The organism is Ruegeria sp. BG11 (assembly GCF_056538565.1).
In genome coordinates this window covers 31,137-52,443 of the sequence record NZ_JBQFTH010000002.1, presented here as the reverse complement: position 1 = coordinate 52,443, position 21,307 = coordinate 31,137, and the positions used below count along the sequence as shown (strand labels likewise).

Genomic DNA, 21,307 nt, shown 5'->3' with positions numbered 1-21,307 from the left:
GCCTGTGCGCGAACGCAGCAAGGCTGGGGAGCACTATTATCCGACCGGTCGGTCGAGTCTTGGGGTTTTGCGCCAAAAACTATGGCTTAGGACGACATATTTTTCCGCACCGCCCCGGGTGAGACACCAAATCGTTCCCGAAAGACCTTGTAGAAATACGACAGGTCGTTGAAACCGGAATCATACGCAACCGCAGCGATCGTGTCGCGCCCTACGTCAGAGTTCACCTCTTTTAGCCGGGCTTTCGCTGTTTCAAGCCGCACGGACATAAGGCGTTTGCTGGCGGTTTCCCCAAGGGTTCCAAAATGACGCTGCAGCGTCCGAGGCGAAACCTGCAATGCTTCGGCCAATGCCTGCGGTCCGAATGCAGGATCCATCGCGTTCTGGTCAATCAGTTGAAGAGCGCGCGACAGAACCGCATTAGCTTCTCGCCCACGTTGGTCTTCCTGATGGCTGACACAGCGGAAATACGCACCTAACAAGCTCAGAAATGCTTCGCCCAAATGAGGGGCCACAGCGGCTTCTTCGGTAAATATCTTGGCCAGCACGGCACGCATGGCGAAAAACAGGGGGTCGTTTCGATCTACCGAAATACCTCCCGTGCAGATCTCACCGAATCTGTGGACCATCTCGTCGCGTGGCAAATGGATCGAAACCTGACGCGAGTTCATCCCGTCATACACAAACTCGGAGCGTTTCGCGCTGTCGACCAGATACATGTCGCCCGGTCCCAGCAAAACCGATGTATCATTCTGATGGATACGACAATTTCCCTTGTCCTGGATGAGAAGAAACAAGTGTTCTCCGGGGTCTTGTCGGATCATACGCTCGTCCCGAAAAACCCTTTGTGCGTCGAGTGATACGATTGCCGTCTCAAAGCGCGAGACCGGCAAGGTGGAGATATCCCCGTCAATGCGTCCGCGCGTGGCAAAACTGGACTCGACAGCAAACTGCCCGCAGATCTTTTCTAGATCCTGAGAAAAACCTTCTACAGATCGTGAACGCAAATTCGTCCGCACAAGCGGTTAAAAATATGCGCTATCTGGTTGTGGCTTCATGGGTGTTGGGCTTGCTGTGACTGGATCAGCGTAAAGAGTACCCGTGATGTGAGTTTTCAGCAAAACGTTTTGTAAGGTTTAATACCGGTGGATTTCGCGTGTACTTGTCGGGCTATATGTAACTCACTCCAAGGTGTTTCGTTTTAGGAATTGGCCCAAACTGATGGCGGTGAGACGATAACCGACGGGCTGGCCAATTGGTTGCAGAGCGATCTCACTTGTGAACAGCAAGGAACCAAGATTTTCAGCCTTTTTATTCGCGTAATCCAATAGTTCTGTCATTCCCCATTGAGCGAATTTCTGAACCCCCGGATAGTCGAGGATCTGAAGTGTTACCGAATGGCCCATTGCGATCAGTCGTCAGGCCACGTCCGACAAACCCCAGCCCTACACTGCTATTTTTCTTGTCATCCCAGGAACTTGGGCCTCGCCTCAGACTAGAGGACGGACCCAAAATCGGTCCAGTCAAGCGATTCACAAAGGCGTTCTCAGTCCAAAAGTCTTCAGCGTGTCATTCATCGTCTGGCTCCAGCGCTCTTTCAGGGAACTGTTTTTATTCCGCCGCAGACCAAGAGATTTCAACAACTCGAACCGTTTCGGATCGTCGCCCCCGAAAGACACCGCGACGCGAGGCCACCAGTAGTCGACCGAGACCTGCATTTGCTCAGCTTCGCCTCGTTCGATCAACTTAATTGCGCCTTCCATAGCCAATTCACCATGGTGTGCTTCGATCGGAGCAATTGAGCGGAACGCCTCGGCCAGGGGTTGGTAGGAAATCGTCGAATACTCAGCCAGTTGTTCGGCGACGGCGCGGCTCATGAGCAGATTCATGATCACGGCATCCGTCCAACCCGAGAACGGATAGTTGAACACAGCCAAGCGCATGTCATGTTCGGAACGCGTTGCTCCGATGTCCGCGTCCCGGCTTAACCGGGCCGTCCACGGATGATGATTGGCGTAGCGTTCCGTGTCGGCTCCAAACTCTCCCATGATGTTCAGAACACGATTTGCATGATCCGTTTTCTCAAGCACGATCTTCGCGGCAGCGATACGTTCTTTAATTCCCGGCCCGAGGTTAATTACGTCAGCAAAACCGGCAGCGCCTGCTAATTCACTGTCAACAAAAGTTGCCATCAGTTTCAGCAGTTCCGCACGATAGCGTGGCGGAACGTTTGACGGGTTGGTCAGCACGCCGCCCGCGGCAAGATAGCTGTCGAGAGTCATCGTATCGGTCATGTCTACCTCTCCTCTACTGATCGTAATCCACGACCACACGGTCCGTTATCGGATAGGCCTGACAGCTGAGCACATAGCCCTTCTCGACCTCGTAATCCTCAAGCGCGTGGTTTGCGACCATCTCGACCTCACCTTCCAGCACTTTGCAGCGGCAGGTCGAACAGACCCCGGCTTTGCAGGCATAGGGGGCGTCCAACGCGTTTTCCAAAGCAGCATCCAGAATGGACAGGTCCTTGGGGATGGTCAGAGTCTGGGTTGACCCATCCAGCGTAATGGACGCGTTGGTCTGATTGTCTGTCCGACCGGCATCTGCCGAACTTGCTTTGCGTTTTGCGCGACCCGGCTGGGCGCTGGCAAAAAGTTCGAATTTGATCTGGCTGTCGTCTAGCCCGTGGTCGCGCAGGGCCGCTGCTATCCCCAGCATCATGGGTTCAGGACCACAAATGAACGCCGTATCGACGTTTTCGATGTCGACCCAGTGCTTGAACAGTTCGGCGCATTTTTCCCGCGTGACCAGCCCGGTGAACAGGTCGATTTCCTGGGAATCCGTCTCAAGAATATGGATCACGTTAAGGCGACCCATATACAGGTTTTTGAGGTCCTCTAGTTCTTCGCGGAACATGATCGTGTTGATGCCTTTGTTGGCATAGATCAGCGTAAACCGCGACCGGGGTTCACGGGCGAGCGTCGTTTTGAGGATCGATAGAACAGGCGTCACCCCGGAACCACCGGCAAAACCGAGATATTGCTTTTCTGAATCTGCATCGATCGGAGCGTGGAAGCTGCCCATCGGCGGCATGGCCTGTACGATGTCCCCGACATTCAGTTCCGAATTCGCCCAGCCCGAGAACGCCCCGCCGTCGACGCGCTTGATGCCAACCTGCAGGACACCGTCGTCCTTGCCTGCGCAAATCGAATAGGACCGGCGCAATTCTTCGCCGTCGAACTCGCGGCGGAACGTCAGGTATTGACCGGCGGTAAAGTCAAACTCTTGCGCGGCACCATTCATGGGCTCTAGCGTCAAAACCACCGCGTCGCGGATCGTTTTGTGGATGTCGGTGACCTTCAGGTCGTGGAAACGTGCCATCTGGTGCTCCTCCTCAGATGCACTTGAAATAGTCAAAAGGTTCCAGGCAGTCGGTGCAGCGCCAGTGCGCCTTGCACGGGGTCGAGCCGAACTGGCTAACCTTCTCAACCGCCTTGCTGCCACAATGCGGGCACCGTTCCGGGCCGCCTGCCGGTTGCGGCGAGGCGATACCGTATTCTTCCAACCGGGCGCGGCCCTTTTCGCTGAGCCAATCGGTGGTCCAGGCGGGCGAAATAGTGGTCTCGATCCGGATATCTTCGATCCCGTGATCCCGCAGCGCTGTTTCAATGTCCATGCTGATGACCGACGTTGCTGGACAGCCGGAATAGGTCGGTGTCACCGTCACCTTCAAGGTTTCGGCATCCCAGCGCACATCCCGCACAATCCCCAGATCAACCACGGAAATGACTGGTATTTCAGGGTCGGGGACGGCATCCAGCCAGTCCCAAATTTGATCTGTGGTCACCCGTTCCATATCGGCTTACCAGCTTGCGCCGGGATAGGCGCGTTGCAGCCACTGCATCTGAGTCAGCAAGTGCCCCAGGTGCTCGGTATGCATCTGCCCGGTACGCCCGCCCTTATGCGCGAAATCGCTGTCTGGGATCGTTAGCGTCGCATCCGCCAAGACCCGCTGAACCAAAGCGTCATATTCATCGCGCAGATCGGCGGGATTGGGGGCGATACCAGCGGCTGCCATCTGGGTATCCACATCGTCGCTGGCGAACATCTCACCCAAATAGGGCCACAGATACTCGAGCGCCGCTTGCATCCGGTCGTGGCTTTCCGCTGTTCCGTCGCCCAAGCCAACAACCGTGTCGCCAGAGCGTTCCAGATGATAGGCGACCTCCTTGCTGGCCTTGGCCGCAATTGCTGCAACACGGTCGTCTGACGATTTGATCAGACGCCCCAGCATGATCGAGTGCCACGCATCAAACAGAAACTGGCGCATCAGGGTCCGGCCAAAGTCTTCGTTCGGAACCTCAACCATCAAAAAATTGCGAAAATCCCAGGCATCGCGCAGGAACGCCAGATCATCGGCGCTTTTGCCACCGTCGATTTCGCCGGCAAGGCCAAGCCACATTTGGGTTTGGCCGATCAGGTCCAGCGCGGTATTGGCCAATGCGATATCTTCTTCAAGCACGGGCGCATGGCCGCACCACTCGCTCACCCGGTGGCCAAGGATGAGCGTGTTGTCACCCATTCTCAGCAGAAACTGTAGGAAGGCTTCGTCGCGGGTCATCACATCGCCCCCACTTCATCGGGGATGTCGAAGAATGTCGGGTGGCGGTAAACCTTGCTTTCGCTGGGCTCATACAGCGGGCCTTTGTCACTAGGGGATGAGGCCGAGATATTGTTCGCTTCGACCACCCAAATCGACACGCCTTCGTTGCGGCGCGTATAGACATCGCGCGCGTTCTTGATCGCCATTTCCGCGTCGGGTGCGTGCAATGAGCCGACATGACGGTGGCTCATACCGTGCTGACCGCGGATAAAGACTTCCCACAAGGGCCATTCGTTTTTCATCGGGTTTCCTCCTCAGGTCAGGCTTATTCAGCGGCCACTTGACCGGCGCGTTTCTTCTTGGCGTGGGCCAGCAAGCCGTCGCGCACCCATTGTCCGTCGTCCCAGGCCTTGTTGCGCGCGGCCAGGCGGTCGGTGTTGCAAGGGCCGTTGCCCTTGATGACATCAAAGAACTCGGTCCAGTCGGGTTCCGAAAAATCGTAATGGCCGCGTTCTTCGTTCCATTTCAGCTCCGGGTCGGGGACGGTCAGGCCAAGAAATTCGGCCTGCGGCACGGTCTGATCGACGAATTTCTGACGAAGCTCGTCATTGGTGTTCATCTTGATCTTCCAGGCCATGGATTGGGTCGAATGGACCGAGTCCTTGTCGGACGGCCCGAACATCATCAGCGATGGGTACCAGAACCGGTTCAACGCATCCTGCGCCATCTTCTTCTGCTGGGGCGTGCCTTCGGCCATCTTGCGAATAGCATCGTAACCCTGGCGCTGGTGAAAGCTCTCTTCCTTGCAGATCCGGATCATGGCGCGCGAATACGGACCATAAGATGTCCGCTGCAGCGGTACCTGGTTCATGATCGCGGCCCCATCGACCAGCCAGCCAACCGCACCGATATCGGCCCAGTTCAATGTGGGATAGTTGAAGATCGACGAATACTTCATCCGACCGTCCAGCAGCATCTCGGTCAGCTCGTCCCGGCTGACGCCCAGTGTTTCTGCCGCGCAATACAGGTATAGCCCGTGCCCAGCCTCATCCTGCACCTTGGCCAGCAGGATCGCCTTGCGTTCCAGCGTTGGAGCGCGGGTGATCCAGTTGCCTTCGGGCAGTTGTCCGACGATTTCGGAATGGGCGTGCTGACCGATCTGGCGGATCAGCGTTTTGCGATAGCCTTGCGGCATCCAGTCTTTCGGCTCGATCTTGATGTCCGCGTCAATCTTTGCCTGAAACTCGGCAAGCTTTTCAGGGTCATCGTTTGTGGCCTCGGACTTTACCATTTGTGCGTACATCGTGTTTCCTCCTCTCGGATGGGATCAGATTTTGAAGACGTGGCTTAAAACCCGCATGTTTCCTTTTAGTGCGGAGCCACCAAGGTCTTTTGCCAAGCGCTGTAAAACATCCGCAAATCCGTAGCTGGGTATGGCGGCTTCGACCTGGGCGACCTGATCACGTGACAGTCCTTTTCGCACCTTGCCCCCTGTCGCATCGATCCAGTCACCTTTTCGGCAGGCGTTTACCACGTCGGCATTTGGCCCGCGGTAGGGTGTAACTTTGTGGTGCCAATGAATGACATTGCGCAGCAGCTCTGGATTCAGCCCCCAACCCTTTTCAGCGTTGTCCCTCAGCGCCAGTTCTTCGGATGGCTCTAGATATGCCAGATCGTGTTTCGTCCACAGTCCGATATCGTGGTAGACGAAGGCCGTCTCGACCAATGCACGATGCGTGTCATCGCAGCCAAGGAAGTGCATGGCATAAGTAACCACACGATAAACATGGCCCCGATAAGCCTTGTAGTCGTCGCCGAGAACATCTTGATACGGCTCAAACAGCCGCTCAACCCGTTCGCTGTGGTCGATTATCTGGATCGCCTCAGTCAAAACAGTGCTTTCCCAATCAAACCTGTTCCAGAATCAGGGCTGCGCCCTGCCCGACGCCCACACACATCGTGCAAAGAGCATACCGCCCACCTGTCCGCTGCAGTTGATATGCAGCGGTCAACACCAGCCGCGCTCCGGACATGCCCAACGGGTGCCCCATGGCAATGGCACCGCCATTCGGATTCACATGCGGTGCATCGTCAGCAAGGCCCAGTTCACGAAGTGTCGCCAGCCCTTGCGACGCAAAAGCTTCGTTCAACTCTATCACATCCATCTGCTCAATGGTTAGCCCGGCCCGGGCCAAAACTTTGCGGCTGGCCGGGACAGGGCCAATGCCCATGACGCGCGGCGCGACGCCAGCCACCGACATTCCCACAACCCGCGCAATCGGAGTAAGGCCGTTCTTTGCAGCCGCCGCCTCATTCGCCATCAAAATGGCTGCGGCTCCGTCGTTTACACCGGAAGCATTGCCCGCCGTGACGGTTTTGTCGGGCCCGTTCACTCCCTTGAGGCCCGACAGCTTGTCGGCCGTTGTTCCTGGGCGGGGATGCTCATCGGTATCGACCACTATCGGGTCACCCTTACGTTGTGGAACCGAGACCGGAGTGATCTCATCCGCGAACAGCCCCGCTTCATGCGCGGCGGCCCATCGGGCCTGACTACGCGCTGCGAAACTGTCCTGATCTGCGCGGCTGATGCCATAGTCGTCGGCAACGTTGTCAGCGGTTTGAGGCATCGAATCGATGCCGTAGTACTGCTGCATCTTCGGGTTTACAAAGCGCCAGCCTATGGTCGTGTCGTAAACCGCGTTACTGCGCGTGAATGCTGATGTCGCCTTGGGCATCACAAAGGGAGCACGGGACATACTTTCGACCCCGCCCGCGATCGCCAGATCATAGTCACCCGCCTTGATGCCTCGGGCGGCCATTCCAACAGCATCCATGCCGCTGGCACACAGGCGATTTATGGTGGTCCCCGGAACATCAATCGGCAATCCAGCCAACAAGGCCGCCATACGCGCCACGTTTCGGTTGCTTTCACCGGCCTGGTTGGCGTCACCATAGATGATATCATCCACGCTCGACCAATCGACTTGCGGATTCCGCTCTTTCACGGCAGCCAACGGGATGGCCGCCAGGTCATCCGTGCGGATCGACGACAATGCCCCGCCGTATCGCCCAATCGGCGTGCGCGTCGCGTCGCAAATGAATGCATCCATCTGTGAATTCTCCCGGGCGTTCAAGTCTAATTATAGACCGTATGGTCGGTTTATATTGCCGCCATCGATTCGAGGCAAGCATTATGTTACCAAATTTTGATATCGCCGCACATTCTCGTAACATAAAAAGAAATCAGTTTGCTGTTAAAGCAAGCCATCATCCTTTGAGATATCGGGAGGGACTTTGTCCCAAAAACCTAAGTGCTAAACTCTGCCTCCAAATTTTTGAGTTGTGGTCGGGGCAGCCTGTCCAAAATCCTAGAGACCGCCTCGCGGCAGGCGGGCTCCTTCCAGTCACTTGGCAGAAAATCCGAGGGCAAAGCCGGATGTCGCAAGATGATGCGGCGCCAATTGTGCACAAGGAGGACACGCAGAGCTGCCGTTTTCATTGGATCATCCACACCGGTCTCGGGTAGCAGATCGTCGATCACCTGGATTGATGTCCAAAACTCGTCATACGCGGTTTTCAGCGACTCTGGCCCGCATAGCTCTGTGAACCAATCTGGTACTGAAATCGCGGTGGTCTCAAAACCTAGCAGGTCTTCCAGATCGCGCGGCATGGTTCCCGCTGCCATCGCTGTGGAAGGGTTTAATGAGATATATTCCCCAGTCAGCAACAGATCGGACAGTTCCTTTCGGGATGTTTCCGAGCTGCTCGACATCAGCACATGCCAGATGTCTGGTTTGGCCGTTTCGCGGGCGTAAATGCGTGGCGCAGCGGCTGCGCTTTGAGTACGGCCATAGTCCGTAAGCTGATGGACGCTTGCGCGTCCAACGCGCGTACTTTCGATCCAGCCTTCTTTGCGCAATCGATGCAACGCCACTCGGGTCGCTTCGGCCTTGATTCCCACAAGGCTCGTCAGCGCAGTGATCAATGATCCGCTTATCTGATCGGATTTGTTTTGCGCCAGATCGCCAAAGATCGTGACAAGCACAGACCAAACCCGCAGAGACCCTTCGGAGGTCAAATGACGAACGCAATGGTCGAACCAGTCTGTGGAAGCGTCTTTCATGGCCGCAGTATAGCTGGGCCGGATCGAATTACCATCCGGCCCGGTTTCGTCAGTAGGCCACCATTGTCAGCAGTTCGTATTCAGCAACAAGGTCATCATCCTGTTGAGTCATCGTAACTTGCCAGCGAACCTCTCCATACTGATCGTTTCGTTTGGTCTTTGACTTAACGGTCAGGCGCACTTTGATGTTGTCCCCGGCCACAACTGGTTTCATGAAACGCAACCCATCCAAGCCTGTATTGGCCAGAACAGGACCTTCGTTAGGCTCGACAAACAAACCGGCGGCGAACGACAACAGCAGGTATCCGTGCGCGACACGACCCGGGAAGAACGGATTTCGTTCCGCGGCGGCCTCATCCATGTGCGCATAGAAGGTGTCGCCGGTGAATTCCGCAAAGTGCTCGATATCTTCGAGCGTGACGGTGCGCGGCGCCGTGTGAATTGTCTCACCGATTGCCAGATCGTGGTAGCGCCGCGTGAAAGGATGCGCCGGGCCTTCGATCTCGGTAGCGCCCGAGACCCATTTCGAGCCAATCGCCGTCAACAGGTCAGGTGAGCCCTGAATGGCTGTGCGCTGCATGTAGTGTTTCACGCCCCGAACGCCGCCCATTTCCTCACCGCCACCCGCGCGACCGGGGCCGCCGTGGACCATATGCGGCAAGGGTGAACCGTGGCCCGTAGCCTCTTTCATCGAGTCTCGGTTGTTGAAATAAAGCCGCCCGTGATACGCCCCGGCACCCATGGCGAATTTGCGCGCTACAACCGGGTCGTGGGTAATGATCGACGCGACCAGAGACCCCTGTCCCCTGTTCGCAAGCTCAATCGCGTGGTCGGTGTCGCGATACCCCATGATCGTGCTGACCGGCCCGAAGGCTTCAGTGTCATGAACGCGCTGTGCCGCGTCCGGGTTGGCGCAATGGAACAGCATCGGCGGAAGGAAAGCCCCTTTTTGGGCATCTGCGCCATCAACGGCAAAATCATCCGGGTTGCCGAACACACGTTCGGCCTCTTGGCAAATGATCGCAGCCTTTTCCAGTACATCCAGTTTTTGATCATTCGAGACCAGCGCGCCCATGCGCGTTGTCTCAAGCCTAGGGTCGCCGATAACCGTTTTTGCCAGCCGCGCGGAAAGCGCTTCGATCACCGCCTGCACATGCGGCTCGGGCGCAATGATCCGGCGGATCGCGGTACATTTCTGACCCGCTTTAGTGGTCATCTCGCGCTGAACTTCCTTGATGAACAGGTCAAATTCCGGTGTCCCCGGTTGGGCGTCAGTGCCCAGTACCGAACAGTTCAGACTGTCCTGTTCCGCCACGAAACGGACGGAGTTTTGCAGAATGACGGGGTTAGACCGTAGTTTCAGCGCAGTATCGGCCGAGCCGGTAAAGCTGACCACGTCCTGCATCGTCAGGCGATCCAACATGTCACCCAGACCACCCGACACAAGCTGGAGCGCCCCGGCAGGCAGAATGCCAGAGTCCAGCATCAACCGCACGCATAACTCGGTCACGTAGCAGGAATTCGTCGCCGGTTTGACGATGGCCGGAACACCGGCCAGCAAGGTCGGAGCCAGCTTCTCCAACATGCCCCAAACCGGAAAGTTGAACGCGTTGATATGAACCGCCACACCCTGCAGCGGCGTGCAGATGTGCTGACCGACAAAGGTCCCATTCCGCGATAGCTGTTCGACGTCCCCGTCCAGATAGACGCACCCATCGGGCATTTCGCGGCGGCCTTTCGAGGCAAACACAAACATCGTGCCTATCCCGCCGTCGATGTCGATCAGATGGTCTGACTGGGTCGCGCCCGTGTTGAATGACAGGTCATACAGGGCCTGCTTGTGCTGCCCCAAATGCACCGACAATGCCTTGAGCATCTTGGCGCGCTCGTGAAAGGTCATCTGACGCAACGCCGGACCACCAACGTTGCGCGCATAGTCCAACATGCCCTGTACATCCAAGCCAGTGTTGCCAGCGGTCGCGATCACTTCACCGGTCACAGCACTGGCAATGTTGCGGGCACCCTCGCCCGGCGCGACCCACTCACCGGCCGCGAAACTTGAAATCTGTTGGATCGTCATGTGCCTCTCCTCAGTCCTGAGATGATCTACGCGGCCCTAAGCGCGCGGTTATGGTAGCTATAATATTTACCGTACGGTCGGTCAATAAAAAGGCCGATTCATTTTCTTGTTCGGTCACGTCAAACCTTTGCAGGAAGCTGGGCGAACCCGCGAAAACGAATTCGCCCACCACGCTTTACGCCCTCTGTGAACTGATAGTTGGGAAAGCGGTTCAAAAACCGACTGACCGCAATCTTGCCCTCCATCCGAGCAAGAGTCAGACCGACGCAGGTGTGCGGGCCACCGGCAAAGGCGTGGTGTTTGTTCGGGCGGCGGTCCAGCAGCATGTCGTCGGGCCGGTCAAACTGCCTTGGGTCGCGGTTGGCGGCGCCGATACACAGGTGAACATCCGTGCCTGCCGGGATGGTATGGCCGTGGAATGTCACATCGTCGGTTGTCAGGCGATTGCCGAACTGGTTTGGGCTTTCCAGACGTAAGAATTCGTCCACTGCTGTGGAAATCAGGTCGGGATTGTTCAGCAATTCCGCGCGTTTATCCCGGTGCCGATCCAGCAAATCCAGCGCGTTGCCTATCAGGTTTGTCGTGGTCTCGTGCCCGGCATTCAGGATAAAGATACAGTTCTGATACAGCTCAACGTCGGTCAGGCCGCCATCCGCATCGTCTTGCATCAGCCGTGTCAGAACATCCGTTTCCGGATTGCCCGGGTTGGCTTTTCGATCCTCAATGATATGGCGCAGAAATTCTTTGAATTCGGAGGCGGCACGATTGCCCCACTCTTCCTGCTCAGGCGTCAATTGTGGTTCCAAAGCCCCAAGAATAGCCAGAGACCAGTCCCGTAGTGGTTCGCGTTCGGACTTGGGAATGCCCAACAGGTTGCCGATCACTTCGATGGGGATCGCCCCGGCAAAATCCTCGATCAACTCGACTGTGCCTTTGGCTTGCATCTGATCCAGCAAACTGTCGACGAGCTGGATCAATCCAGGCTCCATCTGCGCCAAGGCACGCGGGTTCATCGCGCCTACCATCACCTTGCGGACGCGGGTGTGCAGGGGCGGATCGTTGAACACCAGACTTGTGGTGTGGTGTTCGTATAACGGGCTGTCGACCCCGTATTTGGGCCCAAACACCGCCTTTTTGTCCGAGATGAACCGCGTCGTATCCCGATAGACCAGATCCAGATCCTCGTATCGCGACAGGATCACCGAACCGTCGGGCTGGGAGCAAACCGGCATATCCTCGCGCAGCGCGGCATAGGCTGGATAAGGGTCCTCGTGAAACCCTTCGGGAAGCGCCGTCAGGGAAAACATCAGTGACCCATCGCCCCCATATGTTCGGGCAGCACCAGTACCAGCCAGGGCACCAGAACGATCAGGGCCAGTCGGAAAATGTCGGCGATCCAGAAGGGCGTGACACCTTTGAAGATCGTTGCTGTTGAGACGTCCCCGACCACCCCTTTCAGGATGAACACGTTCAATCCGACCGGCGGGGTGATCAGGCTGATCTCGGTCACGACAACAACCACGATCCCGAACCAGATCGGGTCATAGCCCAACGACGTCACCAGTGGGAAAAAGATCGGCACGGTTAACAAAAGCATCGACAGCGATTCAAACACGCAGCCCAAGATGATGTAGATTCCCAGGATCATCAGGATCACCACGAACGGTTCCACGTCATAGGCCGTGACCAGGCCGATCAACGCCTCTGGCAGGCCAGCGAGGTTGATGAAGTTCGAAAAGATCTGGGCCCCGATCAGGACCGAGAACAGGGCGGCAGCGGTGTAAGTTGTTTCTTTCAACACCTCGAAGGTCGAACTCAGAGTCAACCCACCGCGGGACAAGGCGATCAGAAACGCCCCCATGGCGCCCATGCCGGCGGCTTCGGTCGGGCTGAAGGTCAGGTTCAGTGGGTGGAAATCAAACGCGCCGTAAAGCCCGCCAATGACAAGAAAGAACAACAGCAACACCGCCCAAACCGACCGTAACGCTGTCAGTTTTTCGCCCCAGCCGTGTTTTTCTCCTGCGGGTCCGGAGTCGGGTTTGCGCCAGACGGTCCAGCGAACGGCAAACAGGTACAGAAGGATGCCAAGCACGCCGGGAATGATACCGGCAACAAACAGCTTGCCGATGGATGTCTCGGTCAGCAGACCATAGATTACAAGGATCACGGAGGGCGGGATTAGAATGCCGAGCGTGCCGCCTGCCGCAATGGAGGCGGTCGACAGCTCATCTGAATAGCGATAGCGGCGCATTTCCGGCATGGCGACCTTGGACATCGTTGCCGCCGTTGCCAGGGACGAGCCACAGATGGCCGAAAACCCGCCACAGGCCGCCACCGTAGCCATTGCGATCCCGCCTTTGAAATGGCCCAGAAACGCGTTTGATACGGCGTAAAGCTCGCGCGCCAGCCCGCCTTTGTTCACGAACAAACCCATCAGGATAAACAGTGGTATAACCGAAAGGCCGTAGTCCTGTGCCGTGTCGGTGATCTGACGACCCACCATCGACATCGCTGCTTTCAAGCCGCGTTCGGACAGAATACTGCCTCCGCGTTCGTATGCAAAACCCAGCGTTCCGACGAGGCCCATTGCAAAGACAATCGGCAGGCGCAGAAGCACAAGAACAAGAACAAGGCCAAAGCCGATCAGTGCGGCAGTCATTGAGGGTGCTCCGACAAAGTATGGGGGGCGAAGATGTGCAGAAGGCCGGTCGTGATCATCGCGACGGCGGTGATCGCTGCGGACGCGGCAATGAACCAGCCGATATAGAACACGGGGATCGACAGGTACTCGGTCACATCACCATAGTCCCGCGCCCGTTCAGCCAAGATCCAGACCCGCTGTATCGGCCAGAAGAGCATGATGCCCGAGACCAGATAGACAATCGCATCCCTGGCGCGGCTTAGGCGCAGTCGCGCAAACAAACCGTCCGTCAGGTCCACTGCAATCTGACCTTTTCCAGCCGAGATCATCGGAAGAACCGAGAATACAAGGATCGCCATCAGAATACGTGTCAACTCGGTCGCCGCTTCGATCGGCGCGTTGAACATGGACCGAAGAATGACGTCGCAAAACGTCATAACCATAAGGATAAACAGCGCCACACAGGCCATCACTGTCGGAAAAACACTGATGCGGCGCGCGAAGGATACCAGAGATTGCATGAGGAATTCCCGCCCGGTCGAAACGGCTGGCGGTGCGAGACCGCCAACCAGCTCGCGTTATTGCGCGGCCATTTCACTGACGATCATGTCATAGGCGGCCTGAGCATCGACCCCGGCACCGTTGACTTCGTCAATAACCTTGGCGCGGACATCGACAGCAATTGCGTTGAACTTTTCCAGGTCTTCCGCAGATGCGGTGTTGATCGCATTGCCGTCTGTGCCTTCGGTGGCTTCGCGCCCGATGGCATCAATTTCGTCCCAGATTTTACCGATTTCACGGCTCAGCGGCTCGCCAAAGACTTGCTCTTCCAGCGCTTGCTGCAGCTCGGCAGGCAGATCGGCAAATGTGTCTTCGTTCATGATGAAGGCGAAAGAACCGCGATACAGGCCGCCCGGAACTTCGTAAACGTTCTGAGCCACTTCGGTCAGCTTGAAGCCCTTGCGGGATTCAAATGGCATCACGACGCCATCGGCTGCTTTCGAAGCCAGCGTTTCGTACACTTTCGGAGCAGGCACCTGGATACCGGTTGCGCCCAGCGCTGTACCGACATCGCCACCAACACCTCCGGGGATGCGAACCTTAAGGCCTGATACCTCGTCCAGCGTGGTAACAGGGCTGCTGGAATGTAGTTGGGCCGGTCCATGCGTATGCAACGCGATCACCTTGACGCCGCGATGTTCGTCCGCCGCCTTCAGGTGCTTGTCATAGGCGCGCCAATAGGCCACCGATGCGGCTTCGGCCGAGCCCTCATATCCGGGCAGTTCGATCATCTTGGTGGTGACAAAGCGGCCCGGCTGGTAGCCGTGGAAAATGATCGAGGCATCCGCCGCCCCATCCATGATCAGGTCCATCTGAGCCGGTGGAGGTGCGATGCCAAGTTTCAGTTCAGCAGTGACTTGGCCATCGGTGGCTTCTTCAACCATCTCGACAAATTTCGGCCACATCTTGGCGTTGATGCCATGGGTCGGCGGCGCCCAGCTGGAAATAGTCAGCGTATAGTCTGCCGCCATCGCAACGGTACCCGAAATGGCAAGTGCCGCCGAAGCCAGCAAGGTGCTCAAGTTGCTGAGTTTCATGTTCTGTCTCCTCCCTGTGAAACATGCATTCTGAATGCGTTAATGGTTGCTTTTGTAACCATCAACACTTTTAAAGCGCTATAGTTTGGGCCGCGATGGCCCAAGACGCCGGACTTTCCTCGGCCACGGTCAGCATAACCGACCGGGACACGTCACTCCCGATTTCTTTGCGATAGTTCATTGGCCCCCCTCGCCAACGAGGAAAACCATAGCCGTGGATCTGAACCATATCGACGGTTTCTGCGTTTTCGGCGATCCCTTCTTGGATGATCAAAGCGCCCTCATTCGCCATGACCGCCAGAAGGCGAGACGATATATCCTCGGCCGTAAAGGTCCGGCGGGTAATGCCCTGCGCTGTGGAATACCCTTCGATCAAAGCTTCAACCTCGGGGTCGCGGATCGGTTTGCGATTTCCTTCTTCGTACAGGTACCAGCCTTTGCCGGATCGCTGCCCAAACCGCTCCATCTCACATAGCTGGTCGGCAATGGTGACATAGCGTTCGTTCGGGTCGCGCGTGGCAGCGTTGCGTTTTCGGTTTGCCCAGGCGATTTGCAACCCGGTAAGATCCTGCAGCTCGTAGGGCCCCATCGGCATCCCGAAATCCCGCATCGCCAGATCAATTTCATGGGGTAGTGCCCCGTCTGCCAGCAGATAATCTGCTGCGCGCCGATAAGCGGCCAACATGCGGTTGCCAATGAACCCGTCGCAAACGCCTGACAGCACCGAGACCTTGCGCAGTTTCTTGCCCAGAGCAAACCCTGTGGCCACCACCTCTGGGGCGGTTCGGGGGGTGTGCACGATCTCAAGCAGTTTCATGACATGGGCCGGGCTGAAGAAATGTAGCCCGATGCACCGTGTCTGGTTTTCGATGCCCGAGAAGATTTCAGCAGGGTCCAGATAAGATGTATTGGTGGCAAGAATTGCGTTGGCGTCCATGTTCTTGGCCAATTCAGCAAAGACCTGCTTTTTGACCGATAGGTCCTCGAACACGGCTTCTATCGCCAATTCCGCGTCGGCTGCTTCGGCATAGCTGTCAACGGCGCGAAATCGGGACAGGCAAGTCAGGCATTGCGTCTCAGTCATCTTTCCGCGTTTGACCGCACCCTTCAACAGGCCTTCAACCCGATCATGGGCTGCCAATGCGGCCTCGGAGTCGCGCTCGATCAACGTTACAGACAGGCCAGCCGTCAGAGCGGCCGTTGCGATCCCGGCGCCCATCAAGCCGCCACCCACAACAGCAATACGGCTGATATCACGCAGTTGGGCATCCTTGATCAGAGAGGGCTTTGATACGCTGCGTTCCGCAAAGAACGCATGACGCAGCGCGCGGCTTTCCGCAGTTTGGCGAAGCACCAGATGGCGCGTCCGCTCCATCGGCTGTGCTTCGGAAAACGGCTTCTGGGACCAGGTTAACGCGGTCAGGTTCTCCAACGGCGACTGCTGCCCCTTGGCACGCTTTTTCAGCGATGCCCGAGAGGTCTCGATCAGATCCGGCGCAAAATCAGCGAGAATACGTTGGCTGACAGGCACAGGACGGTCGGGCAGATCGGCCACAAAACTCTCGACCGCCGCTTCAAGATCGTCGGCCACCAAATCGACGGCCCCAAGCTGCTGCATCTCCTCGGCCTTCCGCACTTTGCCTGTGCAGGCCAGATCGATTGCCGCTTCCATCCCCACAAGGCGTGGCAGACGTTGCGTGCCGCCGGCGCCGGGGATCAATCCAACATTGACCTCTGGCAGACCAAATCCCGTTTCGGGCGCTGCAATCCGCCATGCGCAGGCCATCGCAATTTCGAGTCCCCCACCCAGAACATTCCCGTGCATACAGGCGACGAAAGGGACATCGCTGTCTTCGATCATTTGGACGACATCGGGCAAATGCGGCTCGACCGGCGGCTTGTCGAATTCGGACATGTCCCCGCCCGCGACGAAAGTCCGGCCAGCGCATCGCAACACGGCCACCCGCGCGCCTTTGACCGCATCCACAGCATCTGCAAGCCCCTGCCGGACCGCTTGCGAGGTCGCATTGACCGGCGGGTTGTCAATGGTGACCCAGGCGACATCGCCTTTGAGTTCAACATTCACAAGTGAGGTCTGAGACATGGGTGTGCCCTTCAAGCGCTCTGGATTCGAGTCTTGTTTATATATTGACCAACCGTTCGGTTAATGCAATGATAAAAATGAAACGACATCTGGCAGAGCAGTCATGAGCGATACGATTCTTGTAGAAGATCACGGGACCTGGGTTGAGATTACACTGAATCGTCCCGACAAACTGAACTCATTCAATGATGAGATGCATTACGCGCTGCAAGACGCGCTGAAATCCGCCCGAGACAACGGCGCGCGCGCCGTCCTTTTGACCGGTGCAGGTCGCGGATTTTGCGCCGGACAGGATCTTGGTGACCGCGATCCATCGAAAATGGACGGCCCGCCTGATCTGAGCAAAACCGTGCGGACCTTTTATGCGCCTTTAGTGCGATTGATCCGGTCGCTGAACTTCCCGGTTATTTGTGCTGTGAACGGTGTTGCTGCCGGAGCCGGGGCAAATCTGGCACTGGCCTGTGACATGGTTTTGGCCGGTGAAAGCGCCAAGTTCATTCAGAGTTTTGCCAAGGTCGGTCTGATCCCTGATACTGGCGGCAGTTGGCACCTGCCCCGCCTATTGGGAGAGGCCAGAGCAAAAGGACTGGCGCTTACGGCACAACCCTTGCCAGCAAAACAAGCAGAAGACTGGGGCCTGATCTGGAAAGCCCTGCCCGATGAGCAGTTGATGACCGAAGCCCGCGCATTGGCAAACCAATTTGCCAACGGTCCGACCGTTGGGCTGGGCAAAACCAAGCAGTGCATTCAGGCCGCGGCAACCACCACCCTTTCTGATCATCTTGAAATCGAAGCGGACGCTATGAAAATCTGTGGGGAAAGCGCGGACTATGCCGAAGGCGTGTCCAGCTTCCTCGAAAAACGCGTACCAAGTTTTCAGGGCAAATGACGATGACCCCGCAAGAACGCGCCGCTAAATCTGCCGCTGCTATGTGGGCCAATGATGAGGCCAGCAAATGGTTCGGCATGGAACTCGTTGACGTCGCCGAAGGCCGCGCCGTTCTGGCACTGACCGTCGCAACTCATCACTGCAACGGCCATGGCATATGCCACGGCGGCGTCACCCACGCCTTGGCAGACAGCGCGTTTGCCTTTGCCTGCAACAGTCGCAACGTGGCGACCGTCGGCCAGCATACAATGATGAGCTATCTCGCACCCGGACGCCTGGGAGACCGCCTGACCGCAACCGCGACAGAAACCGCTGTCGCAGGTCGTAGCGGCGTCTATGACGTACGCATCACAAATCAAGATGGCATGACTGTCGCCGAATTCCGGGGCATGTCCCGCGCGGTTGGTGGTCAGAATTTTGTCGAATAGAAATACGCTGGAGGAGCAACGCAATGGACGCCCTGTCCCCCAACAAAGCTGAATTGGACCCGATCGAAATCGCATCGATCGACGAAATCCGTGCGACACAGCTTGAACGCCTCAAATGGTCGGTCCGACATGCCTACGAAAACGTGGCGATGTACAAGCAGCGCTTTGATGAGGCGGGTGTCCATCCGGATGATTTGCAACAGCTTTCGGATATTTCGAAGTTCCCGTTTACGTATAAAAACGATCTGCGCGACAACTACCCTTTCGGCCTTTTCGCGGTCCCACGCAGTGAGATTATTCGACTGCACGCGTCTTCCGGGACCACCGGTAAACCAACTGTGGTGGGCTATACCAAAGCTGATATCGATAATTGGGCAGATTTGGGTGCGCGTTCGTTGCGGGCGGCAGGTTTGCGTAAGGGCGATTTGGTCCACAACGCCTATGGCTATGGCCTTTTCACCGGCGGCCTGGGCGCCCACTACGGGATCGAACGTTTGGGTGCGACCGTTGTCCCCATGAGCGGCGGGCAGACCGAGAAACAGGTCGGCTTGATACATGATTTTCAGCCCGACGGGATCATGGTGACGCCCTCATACATGCTCAACATCCTTGAACAGTTCCACAAATCCGGGCTCGACCCGAGAAAAAGCTCTCTCAAGGTCGGCATTTTCGGAGCAGAGCCCTGGACAGACGCGATGCGAACGGAGGTTGAATCCGCGTTCGACATGCACGCAGTCGATATCTACGGCCTGTCTGAAATCATGGGCCCCGGCGTCGCGAGCGAGTGCGTCGAAACAAAAGATGGTCCCGTGATCTGGGAGGATCACTTCCTACCAGAGATCATTGACCCGGCCACAGGCGAAGTACTGCCCGACGGCGAAACCGGCGAGTTGGTGTTCACCACTTTGACCAAAGAAGGTTTGCCAATGATCCGCTACCGCACACGCGATCTGACCTGTCTGTTGCCCGGAACCGCGCGTTCGATGCGCCGGATGGCAAAGATTACTGGCCGCAGCGATGACATGATGATCCTGCGGGGCGTCAACGTTTTCCCCAGCCAGATTGAAGAGCAGGTCATGGCGACGGGCGGTCTGGCCCCCTACTATCAGATCGAACTGTACAGATCCGGCCGAATGGACGCGATGCGGGTGTTTGTCGAAGCATCAGCAGACTCGACCGACGAGATGTCAAAGACTGCCGCAGCCCGAATGCTGACTAAGCGCATCAAGGACGTTGTTGGCGTTTCAACTGAAATTGTTGTAGGTGATCAAGGCGACGTCGAACGCTCTCAGGGCAAGGCGAAACGCGTCATCGACAACCGCGATAAGGAATAAGCCGTGGCCAGGACAATCGCCAAAGACCACGACCAGAAGCGGGAACAGATACTCAAAAGAGCTGCGAAAATCTTTGCGGACCAGGGGTTCGACCGCGCCTCAATGACCCTGTTGGCAAAAGAGTGCGGAATCTCCAAGGCGAACATATACCATTATTATGACAGTAAGGATGCCATCTTGTATGACATCCTTGAGACCTATCTGCGTGATTTACGTGACCGCATTTGCAACGTTGATTTCGAAGGGCTTGAGCCTGAAGAGAAACTTCGAAAGGCTGTCCGCGAAATCTTGTTCGCCTATCAAGGTGCAGATGACGAGCACCGGGTTCAGATCAGCGGTATGAACGCCCTCGCCGACGATCAGCAAAAGAAACTGCGCGAGTACCAGCGTGATATGGTCAACTTCATTAACAATATCCTACAGGAGCTGTCTCCAGAGACATTGGGTAATGACAAGGCCAAGCTGCGCGGCGCTACAATGTCAGTCTTTGGCATGCTGAACTGGTATTACATGTGGAATACAGGAGCCGGAACCAAGGCGCGTGAAGACTACGCTGATCTGGTCAGCACACTGACGATCCACGGCATTCGAAAGCTTTAGGCGGGAAGCACACTTTTTCGTTGAACAGTTTCTCATTGGTTTCCACGGTGAGGCCTCATTCAAGACGGCTGCAATATCGATTGAGGAGACGATCAGATGCCGGGTAGTCCGACACTTGGAATGAGTGTATTGGTGTTGCTGTCAGACAAATCCGAACCAGGCTCAGGTAGGCCAGTAGAGCTGCCCTTAATGTTGCACCAAGCTCGCGCCGCTCAGCGAGAGAAGCGGTGCGTGTCAATTCGAAGGTGACTCGGCTGGTGAGAAATCTTTCCTGATTGAAGTGGTTGCAAACAAAGGAATGGACGGCGGCGAATTTCTGCAAACTTCGCATCCGCCTGAAGCGCTGCATTGCGCGTTCTCGTAGTTAAATTGCGCGTTCTCGTAGTTAAAACGGGAGGTGTGAGTTCTCAACTCGGGTATCGAGCCACCTGCCCGTTTTTTGCTTTTCCGTCACACTGAGTTCTCTGAGTGCCGCCCGGTATTACGCTAAAAGATCCGTGACCAACTCGCTCGCTTTGCCGTGCAGCTTCATCAATTTCCTGAGGTGTCTCAATACCGCCAACTTGTTTAGACGTTTGGTGACCACGACTTCCAGCAACTCGTTTTTATAATCTACTGCGCGCCGTGGACAATGCCGCTTGCCGCTTACCTAAGCTTGCCGTTTATCTATATGAAGACTTCATCCACATGCCATTTCGATTTTGAATATACCCGCAACTGGTGGAACCGAACGTAAAGCATTACTACCAGACTAATGACCTGTGGACTGGTTTTGAAGTACTTGAATGGCGATTGCTTGATCATGCGCGAAGGCTACGAGAGCGCCCTGCAGGCCTCAATCCAAGTTCTTATAGCAAGACCGAATACTTTAAGAGCTTGCAGTGACTATTTTGATTTAGAACTTGCC

20 protein-coding genes and 1 pseudogene are annotated in these 21,307 nt (G+C 56.5%); 4 read left to right on the top strand and 17 right to left on the bottom strand.

What is annotated here, in order from left to right:
* Positions 1 to 86: 86 nt before the first annotated feature.
* From ACR0JF_RS04380 to ACR0JF_RS04305, 16 genes are all read right to left on the bottom strand, one after another.
* Complete coding sequence (locus ACR0JF_RS04380) at positions 87 to 1,019, bottom strand: helix-turn-helix domain-containing protein (protein ID WP_170662435.1); 933 nt, start codon at positions 1,017 to 1,019, stop codon at positions 87 to 89.
* A 513-nt stretch (positions 1,020 to 1,532) separates the two neighbouring features.
* Positions 1,533 to 2,294, bottom strand: a complete 762-nt coding sequence (locus ACR0JF_RS04375; RefSeq protein ID WP_170662433.1) for a Phenylacetic acid catabolic protein — start codon at positions 2,292 to 2,294, stop codon at positions 1,533 to 1,535.
* A 13-nt stretch (positions 2,295 to 2,307) separates the two neighbouring features.
* A complete protein-coding gene (locus ACR0JF_RS04370; protein ID WP_170662431.1) occupies positions 2,308 to 3,381 on the bottom strand; it encodes a 2Fe-2S iron-sulfur cluster-binding protein in 1,074 nt (357 codons plus the stop codon).
* Positions 3,382 to 3,394: 13 nt separating this feature from the next.
* Positions 3,395 to 3,856 (bottom strand): 1,2-phenylacetyl-CoA epoxidase subunit PaaD, encoded by a 462-nt coding sequence (gene paaD / locus ACR0JF_RS04365; protein ID WP_170662429.1) that lies wholly within the window; start codon positions 3,854 to 3,856, stop codon positions 3,395 to 3,397.
* Positions 3,857 to 3,862: 6 nt separating this feature from the next.
* Positions 3,863 to 4,621 (bottom strand): 1,2-phenylacetyl-CoA epoxidase subunit PaaC, encoded by a 759-nt coding sequence (gene paaC / locus ACR0JF_RS04360; protein WP_170662427.1) that lies wholly within the window; start codon positions 4,619 to 4,621, stop codon positions 3,863 to 3,865.
* Positions 4,621 to 4,905 carry a 1,2-phenylacetyl-CoA epoxidase subunit PaaB gene (gene paaB / locus ACR0JF_RS04355; RefSeq protein WP_142639870.1) on the bottom strand — a complete coding sequence of 95 codons (285 nt, stop codon included), beginning with the start codon at positions 4,903 to 4,905 and terminating at the stop codon, positions 4,621 to 4,623. Before paaB ends, paaC begins: the two co-directional genes overlap by 1 nt.
* Positions 4,906 to 4,928: 23 nt before the next feature.
* Positions 4,929 to 5,906 carry a 1,2-phenylacetyl-CoA epoxidase subunit PaaA gene (gene paaA / locus ACR0JF_RS04350; RefSeq protein ID WP_170662425.1) on the bottom strand — a complete coding sequence of 326 codons (978 nt, stop codon included), beginning with the start codon at positions 5,904 to 5,906 and terminating at the stop codon, positions 4,929 to 4,931.
* A 24-nt stretch (positions 5,907 to 5,930) separates the two neighbouring features.
* Positions 5,931 to 6,494: a phosphohydrolase gene (locus ACR0JF_RS04345; protein WP_170662423.1), complete on the bottom strand. Its 564-nt coding sequence runs from the start codon at positions 6,492 to 6,494 to the stop codon at positions 5,931 to 5,933.
* A 16-nt stretch (positions 6,495 to 6,510) separates the two neighbouring features.
* Entirely contained in the window at positions 6,511 to 7,713 is a 1,203-nt protein-coding gene (gene pcaF / locus ACR0JF_RS04340; protein ID WP_170662421.1) for a 3-oxoadipyl-CoA thiolase, read from the bottom strand.
* Positions 7,714 to 7,910: 197 nt separating this feature from the next.
* Positions 7,911 to 8,726, bottom strand: coding sequence for a PaaX family transcriptional regulator C-terminal domain-containing protein (locus ACR0JF_RS04335; protein WP_170662419.1), 816 nt, complete (start codon positions 8,724 to 8,726; stop codon positions 7,911 to 7,913).
* A gap of 49 nt (positions 8,727 to 8,775) precedes the next feature.
* Entirely contained in the window at positions 8,776 to 10,806 is a 2,031-nt protein-coding gene (gene paaZ, locus ACR0JF_RS04330) for a phenylacetic acid degradation bifunctional protein PaaZ (RefSeq protein WP_170662417.1), read from the bottom strand.
* A 119-nt stretch (positions 10,807 to 10,925) separates the two neighbouring features.
* Positions 10,926 to 12,113, bottom strand: a complete 1,188-nt coding sequence (locus tag ACR0JF_RS04325; protein ID WP_170662415.1) for a cytochrome P450 — start codon at positions 12,111 to 12,113, stop codon at positions 10,926 to 10,928.
* Positions 12,113 to 13,465: a TRAP transporter large permease gene (locus ACR0JF_RS04320; RefSeq protein ID WP_170662413.1), complete on the bottom strand. Its 1,353-nt coding sequence runs from the start codon at positions 13,463 to 13,465 to the stop codon at positions 12,113 to 12,115. The genes ACR0JF_RS04325 and ACR0JF_RS04320 overlap by 1 nt, the downstream gene beginning before the upstream one ends.
* On the bottom strand, positions 13,462 to 13,968 hold the full coding sequence (locus ACR0JF_RS04315) for a TRAP transporter small permease (protein WP_170375287.1): 507 nt from the start codon (positions 13,966 to 13,968) through the stop codon (positions 13,462 to 13,464). The genes ACR0JF_RS04320 and ACR0JF_RS04315 overlap by 4 nt, the downstream gene beginning before the upstream one ends.
* Positions 13,969 to 14,025: 57 nt before the next feature.
* Complete coding sequence (locus ACR0JF_RS04310) at positions 14,026 to 15,045, bottom strand: TRAP transporter substrate-binding protein (protein WP_170473496.1); 1,020 nt, start codon at positions 15,043 to 15,045, stop codon at positions 14,026 to 14,028.
* 70 nt (positions 15,046 to 15,115) lie between these two features.
* Complete coding sequence (locus ACR0JF_RS04305; protein ID WP_170662411.1) at positions 15,116 to 17,149, bottom strand: FAD-dependent oxidoreductase; 2,034 nt, start codon at positions 17,147 to 17,149, stop codon at positions 15,116 to 15,118.
* Positions 17,150 to 17,252: 103 nt separating this feature from the next.
* Here ACR0JF_RS04305 and paaG point away from each other — a divergent pair, with 103 nt between their 5' ends.
* Genes paaG through ACR0JF_RS04285 form a run of 4 tightly spaced genes read left to right on the top strand, consistent with a single transcriptional unit; the run spans position 17,253 to position 20,400 of the window.
* Positions 17,253 to 18,038, top strand: a complete 786-nt coding sequence (paaG, locus tag ACR0JF_RS04300; RefSeq protein WP_170662410.1) for a 2-(1,2-epoxy-1,2-dihydrophenyl)acetyl-CoA isomerase PaaG — start codon at positions 17,253 to 17,255, stop codon at positions 18,036 to 18,038.
* Between the two features lie 2 nt (positions 18,039 to 18,040).
* Positions 18,041 to 18,466 (top strand): hydroxyphenylacetyl-CoA thioesterase PaaI, encoded by a 426-nt coding sequence (paaI, locus tag ACR0JF_RS04295; protein WP_170662408.1) that lies wholly within the window; start codon positions 18,041 to 18,043, stop codon positions 18,464 to 18,466.
* A gap of 23 nt (positions 18,467 to 18,489) precedes the next feature.
* Entirely contained in the window at positions 18,490 to 19,800 is a 1,311-nt protein-coding gene (gene paaK, locus ACR0JF_RS04290; RefSeq protein WP_170662406.1) for a phenylacetate--CoA ligase PaaK, read from the top strand.
* Between the two features lie 3 nt (positions 19,801 to 19,803).
* The gene (locus ACR0JF_RS04285) at positions 19,804 to 20,400 is read left to right on the top strand and encodes a TetR/AcrR family transcriptional regulator (protein WP_170662404.1); all 597 of its coding nucleotides are present in this window, start codon (positions 19,804 to 19,806) and stop codon (positions 20,398 to 20,400) included.
* Positions 20,401 to 20,593: 193 nt separating this feature from the next.
* Here ACR0JF_RS04285 and ACR0JF_RS04280 read toward each other — a convergent pair.
* Positions 20,594 to 21,204: pseudogene (locus tag ACR0JF_RS04280) on the bottom strand (DDE-type integrase/transposase/recombinase); the annotation flags it as partial.
* Between the last annotated feature and the right edge of the window lie 103 nt (positions 21,205 to 21,307).